The organism is Brevibacterium casei CIP 102111, from assembly GCF_900169275.1.
GTDB lineage: Bacteria > Actinomycetota > Actinomycetes > Actinomycetales > Brevibacteriaceae > Brevibacterium > Brevibacterium casei.
This window is the reverse complement of sequence record NZ_FXZC01000004.1, coordinates 422,680-441,071: the sequence shown is the minus strand read 5'-3', so window position 1 is coordinate 441,071 and position 18,392 is coordinate 422,680. Positions and strand designations below refer to the sequence as shown.

11 protein-coding genes are annotated in these 18,392 nt (G+C 58.9%); 1 reads left to right on the top strand and 10 read right to left on the bottom strand.

All coding sequences use genetic code 11. The annotated features are described in order from the left end of the window. Positions 1-20: 20 nt before the first annotated feature. The 8 genes from BC102111_RS11800 to BC102111_RS11765 are packed head-to-tail and all read right to left on the bottom strand — an operon-like array spanning position 21 to position 12,684. On the bottom strand, positions 21-3,557 hold the full coding sequence (locus BC102111_RS11800; RefSeq protein WP_101624421.1) for a bifunctional glycosyltransferase/CDP-glycerol:glycerophosphate glycerophosphotransferase: 3,537 nt from the start codon (positions 3,555-3,557) through the stop codon (positions 21-23). Beyond that, positions 3,554-4,435, bottom strand: a complete 882-nt coding sequence (locus tag BC102111_RS11795) for a DUF6270 domain-containing protein (RefSeq protein ID WP_146001422.1) — start codon at positions 4,433-4,435, stop codon at positions 3,554-3,556. Before BC102111_RS11795 ends, BC102111_RS11800 begins: the two co-directional genes overlap by 4 nt. Continuing rightward, positions 4,432-5,793, bottom strand: a complete 1,362-nt coding sequence (locus tag BC102111_RS11790) for an ABC transporter ATP-binding protein (RefSeq protein ID WP_101624419.1) — start codon at positions 5,791-5,793, stop codon at positions 4,432-4,434. Before BC102111_RS11790 ends, BC102111_RS11795 begins: the two co-directional genes overlap by 4 nt. Next, on the bottom strand, positions 5,780-6,661 hold the full coding sequence (locus BC102111_RS11785) for an ABC transporter permease (protein ID WP_101624418.1): 882 nt from the start codon (positions 6,659-6,661) through the stop codon (positions 5,780-5,782). Before BC102111_RS11785 ends, BC102111_RS11790 begins: the two co-directional genes overlap by 14 nt. Next, positions 6,658-8,400 (bottom strand): glycosyltransferase family 4 protein, encoded by a 1,743-nt coding sequence (locus tag BC102111_RS11780; protein ID WP_101624417.1) that lies wholly within the window; start codon positions 8,398-8,400, stop codon positions 6,658-6,660. Before BC102111_RS11780 ends, BC102111_RS11785 begins: the two co-directional genes overlap by 4 nt. After that, the gene (locus tag BC102111_RS11775) at positions 8,397-9,665 is read right to left on the bottom strand and encodes a glycosyltransferase family 4 protein (RefSeq protein WP_101624416.1); all 1,269 of its coding nucleotides are present in this window, start codon (positions 9,663-9,665) and stop codon (positions 8,397-8,399) included. Before BC102111_RS11775 ends, BC102111_RS11780 begins: the two co-directional genes overlap by 4 nt. Continuing rightward, a complete protein-coding gene (locus BC102111_RS11770; RefSeq protein ID WP_101624415.1) occupies positions 9,662-10,699 on the bottom strand; it encodes an MraY family glycosyltransferase in 1,038 nt (345 codons plus the stop codon). Before BC102111_RS11770 ends, BC102111_RS11775 begins: the two co-directional genes overlap by 4 nt. Beyond that, positions 10,696-12,684: a polysaccharide biosynthesis protein gene (locus BC102111_RS11765; protein WP_180960632.1), complete on the bottom strand. Its 1,989-nt coding sequence runs from the start codon at positions 12,682-12,684 to the stop codon at positions 10,696-10,698. The genes BC102111_RS11770 and BC102111_RS11765 overlap by 4 nt, the downstream gene beginning before the upstream one ends. Before the next feature lie 445 nt (positions 12,685-13,129). Here BC102111_RS11765 and BC102111_RS11760 point away from each other — a divergent pair, with 445 nt between their 5' ends. Beyond that, positions 13,130-14,893: a glycosyltransferase family protein gene (locus BC102111_RS11760; protein WP_232252552.1), complete on the top strand. Its 1,764-nt coding sequence runs from the start codon at positions 13,130-13,132 to the stop codon at positions 14,891-14,893. A gap of 45 nt (positions 14,894-14,938) precedes the next feature. Here BC102111_RS11760 and BC102111_RS11755 read toward each other — a convergent pair whose 3' ends face one another. Both BC102111_RS11755 and BC102111_RS11750 read right to left on the bottom strand, forming a co-directional pair. Next, a complete protein-coding gene (locus BC102111_RS11755; protein WP_180960631.1) occupies positions 14,939-16,204 on the bottom strand; it encodes a glycosyltransferase in 1,266 nt (421 codons plus the stop codon). After that, entirely contained in the window at positions 16,201-18,378 is a 2,178-nt protein-coding gene (locus BC102111_RS11750; RefSeq protein WP_180960630.1) for a glycosyltransferase family protein, read from the bottom strand. Before BC102111_RS11750 ends, BC102111_RS11755 begins: the two co-directional genes overlap by 4 nt. Positions 18,379-18,392: the final 14 nt, after the last annotated feature.

Below are 18,392 nucleotides of genomic sequence, written 5' to 3'. Positions count from 1 at the left end.
CAAGATTGCCTTTTTGGTATTTATTCGCATCGCGGACCGTTCTGCTCTGTACTCGTTGTATTATGCAATTTAATAAGCGTATTAGCCAACATCATGTTACTTTCATGCATTGAATCGTGTCCCGATACAGGATTCAACGGATCTGAATCTTCAATACAAATCTGACGCAATGCTTCAGCCAGGGCGTTATGATCAACAACAACGTTGAGCGTCTCCGACCATCGTGGATATAGTCCACGCTCTCGCTCGTAACGATCAATGTCGGGCGTGAAATGCAACGTTGGCTTCCCAGAAAGAGAAAAGTCGTGAGAAATGGAAGAATAGTCTGTTACGAGAATGTTTGAAACAGCCATGAGATCTTCAACGTGCACTGCCGCTGAACCGTCGATGATATTCGACGACGCCGCTTGGCTCATCCTCGTCATATGGTGAGATCTTACCAGAATTCGTACATTACATTTTCTGGCCAGCTCATCAAGATCCAGATGATCCTCCCATTTTGCTTCTTCCCCGATCGCTTGCTTTTTTCTCCACGTTGGCGCGAATAACACTATTCTCTCATCATCGCCGATGCCCAATAGTCGCCTAATTGCCTGAACTTCATTATTGGATTTGAAGAGTCCAATATTGCGCGGATACTCCCTGATTTCGATGCGACCATTATATCCAAGTCCTGATCGGAGATTCGCTACGGCTCCCTCCGCCTGCGCTAGGAGTAGATCCCATTGCGCAACTTCAGACTTCATCAGACGGCGGTAGGTGAGAGGCACTTTCCGCCGTGGGATGTCCCATAGGAGCTTCTTGATTGGTGTGCCGTGCCACGTCTGGAGGTAAAATTGCCCCGCCTGCTTCTGCACGTAGTAAGGGAAATTGTTGTTGTTGACCCAGACTCTCGCTGTCCCGAGCGCTTTGTGCCAAGCCACGGTCCCTTCGACGACTGGTATTCCGCCTTCGGGCACGTCTACGCGTCTGTCCCGGACCGACCAGTAAAGTGGGATCTCAGGCTCTATCTCACGTATTGCGTCAAAGATCGCGCGCGGATTGTCGTTCGCTGACTTGCCGTTATATGACTCGAATACGATGCCATTCTGCAGCGGTCCCCAATCGACATCGCGCAGCGCAAACCGACCGAAACGAGTGCGTTCGCTTGCCGACCAGGGTGGCGACGCAGTCAGTGCGACTACGCCTGACGACCGACCTTCGACACGGATGGTGTTCCACTCAGTGAAGGTGTCAATGGGCCGGATCGCAAGCTTTCCTGCCACTCTGGCCCATTGCTCGGCAGTTTCCGGTGTCGAACCGAATCTCACGTGGTATCCGCCGGAGAGTGCGGCAACCAATCCACCCTCTGCTCCGTGAGTCGTCAAATCGTAGACGGCCGTGAACTCTCCGTCGGCATGCAGCTGAAACTCAGTGGGTGTGATCGTCTGGTCCGATGACTTTAGGACGAGACTCAATTTTTGTGGAGGGTCGATTCGCCCGGTGAGGAGCAACCGGTCTCGATCTATGCCGGCGCCGGTTACTGTGACTCGCAGAAAACGTTGTGCCAGTTGAACCTTTCCATCGATGTTGGGCTCGGGGCGCAGCCGACCAGTGGCGGGAAGGAGGTAGTCCACGGCCGAGAAGTAGACGTTTTCAGACTTGCCGTCGACGAGCTGCGCTCTAACGGACCAGATCAGCTCCCCTCCGTCTTTATAGCCTTCGGGGACTGCAGGTAGTTCCGCTCGAAAGATGTTCGTGCCGTCGACGGGAATCCTGACGATTGCGGATCCTGCCGAGAGTTCCACAGCAGCTATATCGTCCCGGTCGCGAACTTCGATCGACACGCGTTCACCATTGATCGTGACCTGTTCGGCAATAACCGGGAGCACGGGCAGTTCCACGGGGACGATTGAAAGCTCGCCATGGTCGTCGGCTACGACGGTGATTCGACCACTCGCTGTGACCGGGCTCGGCGCAATCATTCCTACTACCGCCGTAGAGGTGGCCGGTGTCGACATCTCGACTCCACGAACGGCGAAAGAGCCTATGATCTGGATTCCTCGGGGAGACACATCTTGGATGTGGCTGAGATCCAATTGCACCTTGAATCCGCTTCGTGCGTAGGTACGCCACGGGTCTCCGATTTCGAGGTCGATCCTATTGTCGTCGACTGATTCAACTCCCACGTCGAACTCCGTTGCACCGTCCATCACGCCGCGGACCTTGAAGCTGATGTCGTCGGTTCGGATTCCGGGCACGTATGCACACCCATTTAGCTCAATGGTCCGAGTGTCCACCCACCGAACATTGCGGACGATGAATGCAGGCTTGAAATCCACGTCGAAGGCTCGAAGGAGTCGGCTCGGAACTCGCGTCCTCAATCGCGTTAGGTAGGTGGGCGCTACGAGCCAATGACCGTCCATGTACTCCATTGGGACCGCCGTTGTTTCCTCGGCGCGCGTCCCCAGCACTTCTTCAATGTCGTCCAATCGGCCTGATGCGACTACCCACATGAACAAACGGGCTTGTGCCGGGATAAGGTCCCAGGCGTTGCGCGGCATTTCCTGACGTATCTCGGACGCGGCCTCTGTGAGGGTCTTCCGGAACTTCTTCGTCGCGGTTGCGAGATACTCCGCATGCATGGAAAGGTCGGTGCCCATCCAGATGGCATACGCAGTTCGTCGGACGTTCTCGGGCTCATGGACCAGCACGGCTTTGAGTGCTTCGATCACTTTGAGCCTCGCACGAAGGTCCGCGGCTTTGCCCTTGCGGCGAGAACGCGTCCGTCGCCCTTCCGCAAGCCTCCACGCGTAGACATCTTTGGTGAGCACATCGATTGCAGCGGCAGCGACTAAGGCGCGATAGACCGGTTCCTGGTCCTCATAGTTGGCAAACGTCTGCATCGTACCGACGTGACGTTTCCAGAATTCGCGACCGTACACCTTGTTCCACAGAACTGGTTCTTCCAAGAGCTCGGGCATGTCGTCGAGTCGTACCGCCAAACGCTGCCGAGCGTGAACGCGTGCAGTGAGTTTGGGGCGACTTCGCCCGGTCGCCCCGAATCGTATGTATGATCCGGTGGCGATATCAGACCCGGTGCGTCGCAACGAGTCGACCATGCTTGAGAATGCTCCAGGGAGAACCTCATCATCGGCATCGACGAAAGTGATGAAGTCGCCCGAGGCCGCTTCGATCCCGAGGTTACGTGCAGCCGCTGGTCCCGAGTTGGTGCTCTGCAGCAAGGTGATCCGTGGGTCGGTTTCGGCCAGTTTGTCGATGAGGGCCGCCGTCTCATCTCGCGAACCATCGTCGACGACGATCACCTCAAGGCTGACGTCATTCTGAGCGACTACACTGCGAAGGCAACGCTCGATGTACTCGGCTGCGTTGAAGGCGGGGATGATGACACTGAGGTCTGGGGCGGGTCCAGGTTGGCTTCCGGGCGCGGTAGTGCCGTCGATCGTGCGCTGTGGAATGGAGCCGCTCTTCCGGGACCTCTGCCGGAATTCTTTCAGACCGCTGATTCCCCCGTTCCGGAGGTGCCACAGGGCTTTACGCCACTGCTGGCCGCTCATTGGGGTTCACCGCCGATCTCCTTCACCTTGGCACGAATGTCGTCCACGATCGAGCGGTAGTCAGAGTCCCGGTAGTGAAACGGCTGCGGTCCCCATTTGTGGTCGCGGCCGATTCGAACCTCATCGCTTGACCGCCCTATGACATATTGCATACGCGAGCGCGCCTCATTACGATACCGGACGTATTCGCGGTTAGCGGCAAACGCCCTGTCCGCAAAGCTCTCCGCTTCAGTCGGCTTGACATCGGTGAAGCTGGCCCATGCATCGCGAACTGATCGTCGATACGATAGCGCTCGCTTCGCGTCTCGTGCGCCGCGTTGAAGTCGGCGCCATTGTCGCCCCATCTTAGCTATCCGGTTGGATTGCGGGTGTTGAGCGCCGTCCACGGCACACGCCCATTCGATGTCGAGCATGATCGTCTTTTCTAGGAGCTCCGCCGCCTGCAGACCCTCGACCAGAGTGGAGAAACCTTGAGACCATGCCTCAAAATGCTCGTTCGTACCGAACTCGATCAGCTGGGCACCGTCTTCTTTCGCCGCACTGGCGGCTCCACACGCTTCGATTTCGAGCGAGTTCGTCATGGTGGTCCCGTCAGAGAATCGCCAGAAACCGCGTCGTTCATCGACTAAGTCAATGAGAACGAGGTCGAGTTCGCCGGCGCGTTCCGCGATTCGAGCAGTCCCGTTGCCGCGGAGATCGCTGGTCACCATGCGCTTCTGAAAGGGCGACGTCAACTCTCCGAGGTCGATGTTGTCCTCTCCATGTGACGTACGCAGGCTCGTCACCGAATGTCGCGCTACGTAGGCGAGGACCTTTGCTTCGTCCATGAACTCGCAGGTATCTCGACTGACGCATGAACCGTAGATCGCGATATTCATCGCGATTGGCTTACCGAACTTGAAACCGAGGTTGTCTCGTAAGTCTCAGGCGAATCCATGTCTGGGTGAGGTGCATCTCCTTGCTGTTCACGTCGACGTTGCCGTTCCTGGTATCGCTGATCCGCGATCCGTCTCGCCTGTGATGCGAGACGTCGACCGGCGAGGTCGTTCTCGCTGGCGATCGAGGACGCCCGGTCTTTCGGATCGGCGGCTCGGAGCACGACCTTCTTGTCTCGCGGCTTGAGCCTCAGTGGTGGAGGTTCGTCGAATCGCGTCTGGGCGTTGACAGCCTCAGAAGCTGGTTTCGGCAGCACAGGGAACTTTGCCTGCGCGACGGGTGCGTCAAGCTTTTCGGGCCACACCTGGGTGCCCGCGGATGCAAGGAGTTCAGTCTGTGTCTCCTCTACCTCGTCCGTGTGACGCTGACGTCGTACGTGTCGAGCTGCAACGGCCCTCTTCTTGTCAGTGCGTGCGGCATGACGTGGGATGGGATTCTTGACCATTTCCGGTTCGAGGATATTGATGCCCTCCTGAGTCGCGTTGCTCATCACGTCGTGAAGGAGCTTGTCGGCGATATGCTCTTTTCCCTTGGCCACGTTCCACGCCCACCAGCGGTACTTCTCGGCGACAGCCTCGGCGGGTCCATTCATGAGGATCTCGCCCCTGTGCATCCAAACAGCTCGTGTGCAGAGCTCCTGGATGACTTTGGCCGCGTGGTTGACCAGCAGCACCGTTCCTGCCTCGGCAAGGAGTTCGTCCATCGCCGTCTCGCTACGCTCAGCGAATGTGGCGTCCCCGGTGGACAGAGCCTCATCGATGAGCAGGATCTTTGGTCGCGCAGCCAGGGCGATTGCGAACCTCAGACGTGCGCCCATGCCGGAAGAATAGGTGCCCATCGGACGGTGAATCGCCTGGCCCAAAGCTGAAAGCTCCACGACGTAGTCGAAAGCATTGGCCGCCTCCTCAGGGGTGAGCCCCATTGCAAGACAACCCAGTCGCACATTCTCACTTCCCGACAGGGCTGGCTGCAACGCCGCGCTCACACCCAGCAAGAGGGGCTGATAACGGACGAGGATTCGACCGCGATCGGGCTGTTCAACCCCGGCAACGTTGCGAAGGAAAGTCGATTTGCCGGAGCCGTTAGCGCCGACGATCCCGATCATCTCGCCTTCGCGCGCTACGAGGTTGACGCCGCGCAAGGCGCGCACGGTCGTCGTTCCGTTCCGTCCGGTGACCATTCTGCCGACTCGTGACAGCATCGTCTTCGAACGCTGAGAAGGATCGCTCGTATCGACGGTGTACCGGACCTGGACATTCTCCGCGATGATGTTCGGCTCTTCGAGCTCAGAGTCGACCATAGCTCTCCTCCCCTCGCCAGAAGAACAGGAATCCGAAGATGAGGAGTCCGAACGACCATAGGATGGCGCTGGCCCACATCCACAGGGGCGAGTCGACACCATAGAGCAGAGAGTCCCTGGCGAGAGTAAGGAACGAGTGCATCGGATTGAGTTGCATGACAGCGAGCAGCTCGGGATACTTTGCAAGTTTCTCATCGATTGAGAAGAAGACGCCTGATCCGTAGAGCCAGAAGCGACTGATGATCGACATGAAGTTGCTCAGGTCAGGGATCTTGTGGCCGACCCGTGCAAGCAGGCAGGCCAGGCCGACATTGAAGATCGTCTGCAGTGCGATCACCGGGATGACGAGAACCACTCGCCACGTGATTGTCTCCAGAGGTGGCAGAACGGCGAGTAGGACAACCATCACGGCGAAGCTCGGAATGAAATCGAGGAGATTTCTCACCACCGTCGAGATCGGCAACGCCGCGCGTGGGAACTGAAATCCCTTGATCATCGACGCTCCGGAACGGATGGCGCCAGTGCCGCCGGTCATGCTCTTGCCCGTGTACTGGAAGAAGAAAACCCCAATGACGAGGAAACCAAGGAAGTTCTCGATCTTGTCTGACGTTTCGAGAATGAACCCGAAGATGAACCAGAATGCCAGTACAGACAGCAGAGGGTTGAGGAACATCCATCCGAAACCGAGGATGTTCTTCCGAGTCGAACCCGACATCTTCGCGCGTGATTCGGCGATGATGAAGTACCGGCGGTCCCACAAGCTCGACAGGTAACTGCGCAAGCTTGTCCGTTTGCCGACCGGGACAAGCCCCTCGCTCGAAACCGACGGAATCGACGTCAGGCCCAGCGGATTCTTGGTTTCACTCACTTCGCTTCGGCTCCCACGATTCGGGCGTAGACCTCACCATATCGTTGACCGATGTCCTTCCACCGTCGGGATGCCAGTACGTACTCCCGTCCATTATTTCCGAAGCGCACCCGTGCGTCCGAATCGAGGGCGAGCTCCGCTAGGGTATCGGCCAACTGCCGGGGATTCTCCGGACCCGACCGCAAGCCAGCTGCCTCCGGCACCATTTCCCGCAGCGCCGGCAGGTCTGAGACGACGACGGGCCTGCCCAGCCCCATCGCTTCGATCGGTTTGATAGGTGTAACAAGTCTGCACACCTGGGTGTCTTTACGCGGAACCACAATGGTGTCCAGCGCAAGCTGGTAGTCGATAGCAGCACTCTGCGAAACGCGACCGGTGAATACCGCCGCATCACCGAGGACGTTGGCTCGTTCACGAAGATCGGGCAAAGCCACACCATCGCCGGCCACCAGCAGACGAAGGTCGATGCCCTTCGAACGAGCGATGCGCACGGCTTCGACGAGATCGTCAAGGCCCTCATAACCGACGATCGAAGCCGCCGTGCCCACCCACACTCCGTCGGTGGGAAGTCCCAGACTGGCCCTCACCTCGGCGGGAGACCGGGAGACGTCCGCGCTGACGACGGCCTCGGAAACCGAATTGGGAATAACGGTGATCGAGTCCTCATCGATACCGTTTTCGATGAGGTGCGCGCGCATGGTCTCACCCAAGGTGATGACGGCATCCGCCCGTTTTGCGACTTCGATCTCCTTCGCCCGCATCAGAGCGAATCGCTGGCTTGTTCGTCTTGACGCCTGTTCCTTCGAGGAGGCTCCGGCTGCGGCCCAAGTCTCCTCGAGAACACCCCGAACCTCATAGACCCACGGGAGACCGACGGCACGTGCAGCTGCTCCAGTGATCAACCCGTTGACGTAGTGGGTGGTCGTATGCAGAATTCGGGTGTCTCTGCGCACCGCTTCATCTGCGATCCAGCGGGCCTGTCCGAGGAGTCGCTCAGTCGGCGTTGACGGTGGCAGCAACGGAACGTGGCGGAGATAGTCGACGCCGTCGACTGACTCAACCGCACCGGACCCCAATCGACCGATGGTCACGGGGTACGACGTACGGGTAGCGGCGATCACCGAGTGACCAGAGTCCTGAAGCGTTCTGAGGATCAGGTGACTGCGGTAGGCGTAACCGGAGCGCGTGTGAGGAAGCGAGTTGGTGAGCACGTGCATGGAGGAAGGATGCGTACTGGACGGTGGTAGAGACGATGCTCGCGCAGTCACAAACGCATCGAGATGGGGCCACCAACCTGATGCGAGGGTTGCTCGTTCGGCCTCAAGTCGCGTTCGGCGGCGTCCCGGTGGCAGCGCCTCGATCGATGCGTCGACATTGCCCACAGTCCAGAGGATCCTTGAACGAAGTGCTTGACCGCCCGAGACCCCTTCGGCAATCCGTGAGGCAGAATCGACCAGCCCAAGGTTGAGAGCGATCTCGCCGAGGAGCCGAGTCGGGTGGACGGCTTCGTGCTCAGCGACAATCGCCTTGGCTGCTGTCTCCTGGCCGAGCAGCCACGCACCGGCGGCCCTGCTGGCGGCTTTCGGAATCCGCGAGAGAATCGCGCCCACTGCCTTGGACGCAGACTTCGGGAGGCGTCGGGCCAATTGCATCGCGAAGAAGACTCGGTCTTCGTTGATGTGTGCCAAAGTGGTGGCCGTGGCATTGACTACCTGACGACTGAGGAACCCCAGGTTCATCGACACACCTCCTTGAGAATCCGTTCGTACTCTCTTCCCATGACCTCGACCGAAGCGTTCTCGATTGTCCACTCTCGAGCGCGCTCGCTCGGTCGGACATCGGCCTCGGCGAAAGCGGACATCGACTCAGCGATCGATTCGATGTCTCCGGGCCGGGCTACTCGCCCTGCGCCGTTGATCTTAATGATCTCGGCGGCTTCTCCGGCCACAATTCCGAGTATGGGAACTCGCCTGACCATGAGCGAATACAGTTTCGAGGGAACCGTGCGCGTATGGGCAGGAACGTCGCCGAGGGAGACCAATCCAGCATCGGCCCAGTCCCAGTGTGAGGCAAGTTCGCTTTCCACCGCTTGGGGGAAGAACTCGACACCCGCACGGAGGCTGGCGCTCAACGAGACGAGTTCGGCTTTGTCTGCGCCGTCGCCCACGATGCGCAGTCGCACACCGGGCACTCGCACCGAGGCGCGAATCGCCGACGCAAGGTCCTGCGATCGCCCCACGGTCCCGACGTACAGCAGATTGGCTCCGGGTCCCTTCTCAAGCGCGGAAGGCTGTTCATACGTATCGGTTTCGATCTCCGCTCCGCTTACGCCGCTTCTCACCACCGCTGCGTTGATACCGCGGTGTCGAAGCCTTTCGCAGAAACTTTCTGTCGTCACTATGACGGCCGCCGCCCGGCGCTGAGCCCGTGTGAGATACGTCGGCAGAACGGTGTCTTCGAGTGGCCCGGTGATGGTTAGGGGAAGGTACCGCCCAGCGGCGTTGGTCACGAGCGAGAGTTCGTGGATGAGGTCCGGCCATGCGTCGCGAATCTCAGCGATGTGCGGAACCTTGAGCATTCGAGAGACGAAATCCCCCGCCAGGAGAGTCGGCAGAGCTGGTGTCGTGGAGATGACGACGTCTGGGCGGTGTGGCCCTCGCATCCGACGAAGGACTGCAGTGATCGCACCAGCCGCTGCCACGGACTGATCGAGCATCTGGCGCGTCATGGACGTGCCTCCGTGGAGGTAAGGGACCCGAATGATTCTTTCACCGAACTGACCTATGTCCCAGGTTCCGCCAAGGCGTGCTTTGACCCGCCGTCGAAGCCGACCGACCGTCGACTCGAAGAACTCGTCCCGGCGGGTGTACGGATAATGCGGATGAGGAGCGGCAACGACGACTTGGTGACCTCTGCCGATGAGGTGGCTGACCATCGTGCTCCACCGACGCTGCGGAGCGCCGACTTCGGGCCAGTAGTAGTGCGACAAAAGGAGAATTCTCATGCGGGGACTCCCGTTCGCACCTCTTGGCGTCTGAGCCAGAAGGGCACAACAGCATAGAGTGCAATCAACGCGACCCAGAAGACATGCGATGGGTAGGTGGACGCAGTATTGCCGGCCAGCAGAGTGGGCACCGCCAGTACGCAAGCCAGCACAGTGAGCGCGGCGTGGAAAAGCGAGACCGTGCCATGAGACCACCCGGCCTGTTCGATCCGCTGATAGATGTGTTTGCGGTGGGCCAGGAGTACGTTCTCGCCCTGGAAGAGCCTCCACACCAAAGTGCAGCCAACATCGAAGAACACGAAGACAAGTGGTGCCACGATGACGACGATCGGCACTCCAGATGAAAAAAGCCAGACCGCGATCGCAAACACTGCCGCTCCGATGCCGTAGCTGCCCGTGTCCCCCAGGAATGCCTTGGCCTGGCCAAGATTGAATGGAAGGAATCCCGCCGCGGCACCGGTCAGAGCCAATGCGAGGAGCATGACGTCGCCCTGTCCGTTCCACCCGCCGACGAACGCGTACCATGCTCCAGTGACAACCGCCCAACCAGTGACGTAACCGTTGAGCCCATCGACGAAATTCACGGCGTTGACTGTCACGACTCCGACAACGGCGAAGACGAGGACATGAGACACGCCTTGAGTCGAAACGAGTGCAATGCACCCGCTGAAGATCAGCGCGAGAACAACTTGGCCGGCCAAGCGCCCAATCGGCTGCAGGGAATCGAGATCATCGCTCATGCCGATCACCGAATAGCACCAGGTGAGGACCAAGAAGCCGATCGACATGAGGATCCCACCGACACCGTAGGCACCGTTCTCCACAACGTTCCAGACCATAGCGACGACAGTTGCAACTGTCACGCCGCATCCGACGGCGATCCCCCCGCCTCTCACCGTGACCTCTGTGTGCGAAGAGCGGTGAGACGGCACGTCGACGACACCCGCGCGTTTCAGCAAAGGGAAAACGAGGAGACCACTGACCGCGGTGGCTGCCGCGGCAACGATGAGGACGACCAGTGGAAGTACGATCATCTGCCCGAATCCCCTGAGCCCGGTGTCTCCTCGGATGGGGAGAGGACCGCGATGTCAGATGGGGATTCGGTCTGAGCGCTCGGGGAAGCGCCGTAAGCTGCCGGATATAGCTCGTCAGAGGGGTCGAGGATTCGTGACAGTTCGAGGCTGAGTTCGGACCTTCGCGAGTAGGCGCTGGCGTCACGGGCATGTTCGACGAGCGTGGCGAGATCAGAGATGTTCACAGGCAGGATGCGCACCTGCGTGATCAGGGGATGGACCGGGCGGACGTCCTCTTCTCCTGGGGACAGTAGCGCCTCGGACAGTTTCTCACCCGGGCGCAATCCGGTGTAGATGACGCGAGCATCCGAGCGACCGCTCAGCGCGATCACACGTTTGGCCAGGTCATCGATCTTGATCGGCACACCCATGTCAAGGACCAGTGTCTCACCTGGATTACCGATTGCTGCCGCTTGCAGCACCAGTTCGCACGCTTCGTCTGCAGTCATGAAGTACCGCGTGACCTCTGGGTCGGTCACGGTGACCGGATCGCCGGCTGCCACCTGGGCAACGAACGTCTCGAGCACGGAACCTCGCGACCCGAGCACGTTGCCGAACCTCACCGACATGTACCTGCGTCCTGTGGCGGCCGCCACAGAGGCGACTGCTCGCTCGATGGAGAACTTCGTCCGTCCGAGTACGGACATTGCGTTTGCGGCCTTATCGGTGGAGATGTGAACGAAAGACTCGACATCGTTCGCCACGGCCGCTTTGAGCAGGTCCAAGCTCGCTCCGACGTTGGTGCGGATTGCCTCTTCCGGAAAGCGCTCGAGGAAAGTCAGGTGCTTCAACGCCGCCGCGTGGAAAATGATGTCCGGCTTGGTCTCCGCCACAAGCGCATCGATGAAAGCTGCGTCTCTGAGATCACCGAGTATGAGATCGTCGCTGGTCAGGAGTGCTGAACCTTCGAGGCCGAGCTGTGTGGCGTGGAGCCCGGACTCGTCGCGGTCGGTCATGACGAGTCGGGTGGGCTCGAATCTCGCCACCTGTTTGCACAGCTGAGACCCGATCGACCCTCCCGCTCCGGTTACGAGGACTACTCGACCGGAGATCGCTGAGGAGATGTCATCGAGGTTAGTCGAGATCGGTTTCCGCCCGATGAGGTCTTCGAGACTGACGTCCCTGAAGTTCCTTGACCGGAGATCCGCGACTGCGGCGGCTGGAGTATCGTGTCGAGTCAGATCAGCCTCTGCCAGCGTGGGGAGGATTTTGATCTCGACTGGTCGACCATCGAGGTTGGCAGCGATTCGTTGGAGATCTTCTGGCGGCAAGTCCGCGATGGCAATGATGACGACCGTCGCACCCGTTCTGTCGACCTGGTCGGCGATATCCGACAACGCGCCGAGTACACGGATTCCGTTGTAGCGAAGATGGCGTTTGTTGGGATCATCGTCGAGGAGTCCGACGGCGGAATACTCGCCGCTGCGGTCCTCGGCGATCATGTCCAGTGCCCGCATCCCCAGGGTCCCGGCGCCGATGATCAGTGCAGGCTTCGACGAACGAGAGCCGGAGCGGGCTCGCTGCCTGCGGTTTCGCCGCACCCAGTTCTCCAGGCTCTTGACGACCACCATGAGCGCGCCCGCTGCGATCGGAACACTGGTGGGTATGAGGAGACGAGACGCGAAGAGGAATTCGGCCACCCACATGAGACCGACACCGAGGGCGACTGTGCCCGCAATCGCGGCGAACTGGTCAGATGAACCCTCGTGGTACCGACCCCGATAGATCGCGAGCGGTCCGCAAACGAGAAACACGATCAGGCCTATCCCTGCACAGACGATCATCCCAGCGAGATTGATCTGAGCAAGGTGGAAGTCGAACCTGAACAGCGTCATCGCGCAGACAAGGAAAGCAAAGATCAACCCGTCTGCCAGAGAACGGACGACTGCCAGCATATTCTTGGCGAAACGGGTGCGAGAGGCGTCGGGCCTGATCGTGCTTCCCACATTCCTCATTTCACTCGGGCAACTGATATCTGTGGGACTTTCCACCTGCGTTGGCGTACTCATCCGCATGGTACCGGTCGGCTTCACCCGACCACCTGATTGTACTATTGGAGGTGAATGCATTCATTACCCGGCTGAAACACAATGGTGAGCGATGACTCATCGGCTAACGAGCGACTGCACATTGAATAAGTGCAAGTTGCGACAAATGCGATGCAACAGCTACTTGAAGGCAACGGCCACGACACTGGTTTCGTGACGAACGCGACATCCAAGCGGATTCGGCTCCGCGGCACCGACGAAAGGCGGACGGGCCTTGGCGAACACGCCTCTTCGAACTCTGCGCACAGCATTGTGGCACCTGAGGAAGGGCGGCACCCGACAGTTTACGACGTGGGCACGTCGGCGTTCGATTGCGCAGGGGGCAGTCCAGACGCCGTCGAAGGTGGCCACGGGCAGCCTGTCGGACGATGTCCTCGCTGAGTTGTTTCCGCCCGCACCTGTGGCCAACCGCCCCCCTGTCTTCGGTGATGTGAGAGTCGGCGTCATCCTCGACGAATTCTCCTTACAGAGCTTCGGCTACGAATGGTCGACGACCACTCTCTCCACCGATCGATGGTCAGAGCAACTCGACGAGTTGGACTTCGTCTTCATCGAGGCCGCATGGAACGGCAATTCCGGCGACTGGAAGTACAAGCTCACAGGGCCGTCGGGGCCGAGCCACGAGATCGTCGAACTTCTCTCAGAGTGTCGACGTCGCGGGCTGCCGAGCGTGTTCTGGAACAAGGAGGACCCTCCGCATTTCGAGGATTTCCTTCCGCTTGCTGAGCTCTGCGATGTCGTTTTCACCAGCGATGTTCGACTCGTCCCCCGATACAAGGCCGCGCTGGGACACGATCGTGTGGCATCTCTTCCATTCGCTGCCCAACCGGCCATTCACAATCCGTCCCGTTCTGCAAAGAACTTCGCGGCTCGAGACATTGCGTTCGCCGGAATGTACTTCGCGCACAAATACCCCGAGCGCCGCCAGCAGATGGATCTGCTGTTGGGAGCCGCCGAGGCCGTGTCGGGTCGCATGGCTCATGGCCTCGAGATCTTCTCTCGTTTCCTCGGCGATGACGAGCGGTACCAGTTTCCGGGAACGTTGGCGGATCGAGTAGTCGGATCACTCCCGTACCGCAACCTGCTCACCGCCTACAAGCACTACAAGGTGTTCCTCAACGTCAATTCAGTGACGGACTCGCCAAGCATGTGCGCGCGCCGGATCTTCGAGATATCAGCGGCAGGAACACCTGTCGTGTCAACTCCCAGCGCCGCAACTAAGGCATTCTTTCCCGTAACGGAAGTGGCCCAACCGGAGACCGTCGAAGACGCCGAGTGGACGCTTCGGGCGCTGGTGCGCAGCCCCGAGCTGCGCAATCACACTGTCCACCTCGCTCAGCGACGCATATGGTCAGAACATACCTACTCTCATCGGGCCATGACAGTGATGGATGCACTCAATATCCCCCATAGCTCGCCGTTCTCGACCTCTGTCTCGGCTGTCGTTTCGACGAATCGTCCGGACCACCTCAGGCAGATCCTCGAGACGCACTCCCGACAGGTCCATTCCGACAAGGAACTCGTTCTAGTCACTCACGGTTTCGAACCACCCATGGATTTGCGTGCTCAGGCAGGAGACTTGGGTATCGAGAATCTGCAGATCGTCACGGCCGCTGCCGACCTGACGCTTGGCGTGTGCCTCAATCAGGGAATTGCGGCAGCTTCCGGAGATGTCGTCGCGAAGATGGATGACGACGATGTCTACGGCGATCACTACCTTTCCGACCAGCTGGCCGCACTGCGGTACTCTGCCGCCGACCTCGTCGGCAAGCAGGCCCATTATCTCCATATGCGGGGACGAGACCTCGTGATTCTGCGATTCCCGGAGCGTGAGCACCGATACACGGACCTCGTCATGGGCCCGACACTGATGGCGAGGAGATCAACGCTGCTGGACAATCCGTTCGCGGAACGAACGCTGGGCGAGGACACCGAGCTGCAGAAGCGGCTCGTCGGACTTGGAGCTCGGATCTATTCCGCTGACCGTTTCAATTTCGTGCAGGTGCGTGGCGCACATGGGCACACCTGGACCGTTGAAGACAGCCTCCTCCTTGCCAACGGCGACGTTCATACGTTCGGATACACCGAAGGCCACTACTGCTTCTGATTTTTGCAGATTGAACGGGGGCGAAGATGCAGTCCTGTCCCCTGTCTAGACGCAGACGGCGTTCGAGTGATGGGCATTCGCGATGTTGAGAGCGCACATCTGGACGTCGCCGTCGAAGCTTCTCGATACCCACGCTCTGACCCGCGTCAACCGATGCGACTCTGCAAGTCCGAACATGTGCGCTCGGAAGGTCATGTCGACAGTTGTGACGACGAACCCGATAGCCAAAGTATTGGCGTCCACCTCCACCCAGCGTCCAACTGCCTTTGGACGAGTACCTGGGGCGAACTCGAATCCGAGAATCACTCGGCCCTCTGTCTGCGGGCTATCCGCGCGCACTGAGATCTCCACCGCCAGATCACCCTGCAGCGCGACGTCGAACTCTACTGGATCAGTGCTGAGACCCGTCGCCCTGCCGACCGCTCGATCGTTCAGGCGGACCTGATCATAATCGGCAATGTGACCTGATCCGAGTACGGCTGAGAACTCCGATTCGAGGCGGTCGACTCTTTCGATCGGCTTGGCTGCCTGTTCGGCGTCGACTGCGGCGATGGCGTCGTCGTAGGTCAAACGAACTCTGCCGTCCTGGAGAGGGTGAACCACTGTGATGAACGAGGCGGATCGGGAATCCAGAATCGTAGGCGCCCACTTGTCGATCTGCGCGTGGTTCTGCCTCGGAGGTTCGATCAATCTCTCACCCGAGTCGTCGAAGGCACAGATGTAGAGCTGCCCGATTGAGTTCTTCGGACGATAGTCAGCCCGCACATCCCACAGCTGCTCTTTGTGATAGATCATCGAGTATCCCAAACCGAGACTGACAACCCGGCCTGGAGGTTCACCTTCGACATAGGGAAGGATCCGCTCAAAGTACTTGGTTGAGACCACGTCATCGTCATCGAGTCGGAACCATCCGAGACGCGCATCCTGACGTCTCGCAGACGGGACCATATCGCGAAAGCTCTCGACCACTGTCGACGCATGCACGGCCTCGTCGTCACTGCACTGGACCCGAAGGAAGGGATAGGTCGAGGTGAGATCTTTCAGGGCTTCCTGGCAGTAGTCGGGAAGTGAGGTCGAATACTGCACTACATGCCGATAATTGGTTGAGACCGTCTGGGCTGCCAACTGAGGCAGGGAGATCTCGGAGAAGATCTTGAGACGAGCATTCAGCCGCGCTGGGTCATAGAGGCGCCGCGCGTAGGACTCAGGCGTTTCGGCGGAGTTGGACAGATTCCAGAACGAAGCATTCGGCAGAAGAAGTGAGAATCGAGTAATTCCGACTACGTATGTTTTGCTGTTCGTTTCGCTCAAATCTCCACCTGCTTTGGATCGTTTCCGACGAACTTCATCTCTCCTGTGCCCATCAGATTTGCATCGGCGACCGTCCAGGTGTGACGCGATTTATCGCCCTTGCGGTTGACAATATAGTTGAACCGGTCGGAACTGTAGATCTTACCGCCGGCTTTCTTCACCTGGTCGATGAAGTTGGAATCTTCGCCTAGTCGCTGCTCCTTGAACTTCAGTTCGGCAAACGTCTTTCGAGGCCCTGCAAAAGTCGCACCGCGAACGAAGTCTGTATATCGATGAGACTTCCCTGGAAATGTTAGGAACGTCGCGTTTGCCTCTTCAAAATAGATGTACGTCTCTGCTTTCCCGACCAGTGCAGCTCCGCTGAACTTGATGGCGTTCAATTGGTCTCGCACATAGTTCTCGCCGTAGAAGTCATCGTCGTCCATGCGGAATACGTAGTCGCCGGTGGCGGCTTCGAACCCCCTGTTGAGGTTTGCCCCGAGAGTACTGGACGCGTCAGCTTCGATCAGAGCCAGATGAGCGATTCGTTCGCTGCCTTCGCACGACAGGAAGTCCTCAGGCTCAGCAGTGAAACCGTGAGTGACGACGATAAGTTCGAGATTTCCAATGTTCTGACGCGCGACGTTCTCGGCGATTGTGCCAACATGGTCTGGACGGTTCGTGCAGACTACAACCGAACACGAATCGGATTGCGGCCCGATTTCCAGACCGACCGCCTCCATGACCTCTCGCGCTCGGTGCGTATACGTGTCGTTCTCCCAGATCCGCCGCTGTGCCAGGTGGATTCTGCGCTCACGGAGCTCGTCAGAGCGCAACAGTGTCCGCATATAGTCGAATGCCGTCTTCTCATCGTCGATCAGAGTCAACGTGTCGTCGCCGAAGAACCGCTTGATCGCATCGGTTGGGGTGGTGACGACCGCGGCGCCGCATGCCGTCGCTTCAAAGACGCGGCGCGCGCACATCGAGGATGAATTGATCACCGAATTCACGTTGATGACGACTTTGTAAGCGTGATAGGCGGAGAGCATCTGCGAGTACGGGATTCCTGGACGAACCGCGGACGCATACTGCTCAGGGAACCGATATTTGGGATCGACGCCATCGTTCCGAGAGAAGATGTCCAGCCCAAACTTCTGAGCAGCGGGAAGCAAAATCTCCAACTGCTTCCTGCGCTCGGGATACTTATCTCGGAAGTACATTCCGCCGAACACCACGTCCCTGTCGCGGTCGAGAGTACCGATCCTTGCCGGATTGTGTATCGCAGGTTGTGCCGCAAACGGCAGTGTGCCGACTCGGTTGTGTCCCAGCCGTCGCTTATATTCAGAGACTTTGTCACCGTCGGTCGTGAAAACGAAATCGAAGAGCTTCGCAGTGTCCAGGAAGTCTTCGAAGTGAGGCGGGTCCTCCTTGTTCCAGAATACGGTCGGAACACCCAGACCCTTACAGTACCGGGCAAGCTCGACCACTGTCGGCCGTGGTGCAGATGGCCCGACAAGGTGATATTTCCACGCGCCGCCAGTCGCCTCCCAAGCACTTTCGATGAAGACCATCGAAGGTGCCTCCCGATCGATCACCTCCTGCCAAGTCGCCGGGGTGGCTGTGACCACGGTCCACTCGTGCGCAAATGCCTGTTCTGTGAACTCGTCAGCGATGACAAGCACTTTGGTTCCCGCGAAAGTGGGAGAAGGCTTCGGCACTGGCGCATTGGGAAATCTGGGGCCTTCGACGGAGCTGCTGAGAACCGTTCCAGCGACCGTACGCGACGAACTGCTAATCCCCAACGGTGGTTTCGTCAGCTCAGTGGTCAGTCCTCGGACCGAAGCTTCCACTCTGCGAACCACCGGCGCGCTGCGTCCGACCGACCCAGCGGTGTCGTTGAGGACTCTTTCCATCCTCTTCGTCCGCTTTTCGAGTTGAATCTGTGACTCTGCGACTCTGCGCATCACCAGGAGCGTATCGCGTTCGGACTGCGCCGCGTTTCGTGCGATGACCGCCCGTCGCTCAGCCACAATGAGAAAGACGACCGCCAATGTTGCGCAGACGGTCGTCGCGAACGCATAGGTAGCGTTGTTCGACAGCATGGAAACAACGATCCCCATGAAGATCAACGCCAACAGCAACGAAACGGCCACGAACAGAGTCCGCCTGAGACGGATCACCTTGGAAACTGACATTCTTCCCCGGTCTA

Bases quoted from the DNA above. Each gene is read 5' to 3' on its own strand.
- BC102111_RS11800 (WP_101624421.1), bottom strand. From the start codon at position 3,557: ATGAGCGGCCAGCAGTGGCGTAAAGCCCTGTGGCACCTCCGGAACGGG.
- BC102111_RS11795 (WP_146001422.1), bottom strand. From the start codon at position 4,435: ATGAATATCGCGATCTACGGTTCATGCGTCAGTCGAGATACCTGCGAG.
- BC102111_RS11790 (WP_101624419.1), bottom strand. From the start codon at position 5,793: ATGGTCGACTCTGAGCTCGAAGAGCCGAACATCATCGCGGAGAATGTC.
- BC102111_RS11780 (WP_101624417.1), bottom strand. From the start codon at position 8,400: ATGAACCTGGGGTTCCTCAGTCGTCAGGTAGTCAATGCCACGGCCACC.
- BC102111_RS11775 (WP_101624416.1), bottom strand. From the start codon at position 9,665: ATGAGAATTCTCCTTTTGTCGCACTACTACTGGCCCGAAGTCGGCGCT.
- BC102111_RS11770 (WP_101624415.1), bottom strand. From the start codon at position 10,699: ATGATCGTACTTCCACTGGTCGTCCTCATCGTTGCCGCGGCAGCCACC.
- BC102111_RS11750 (WP_180960630.1), bottom strand. From the start codon at position 18,378: ATGTCAGTTTCCAAGGTGATCCGTCTCAGGCGGACTCTGTTCGTGGCC.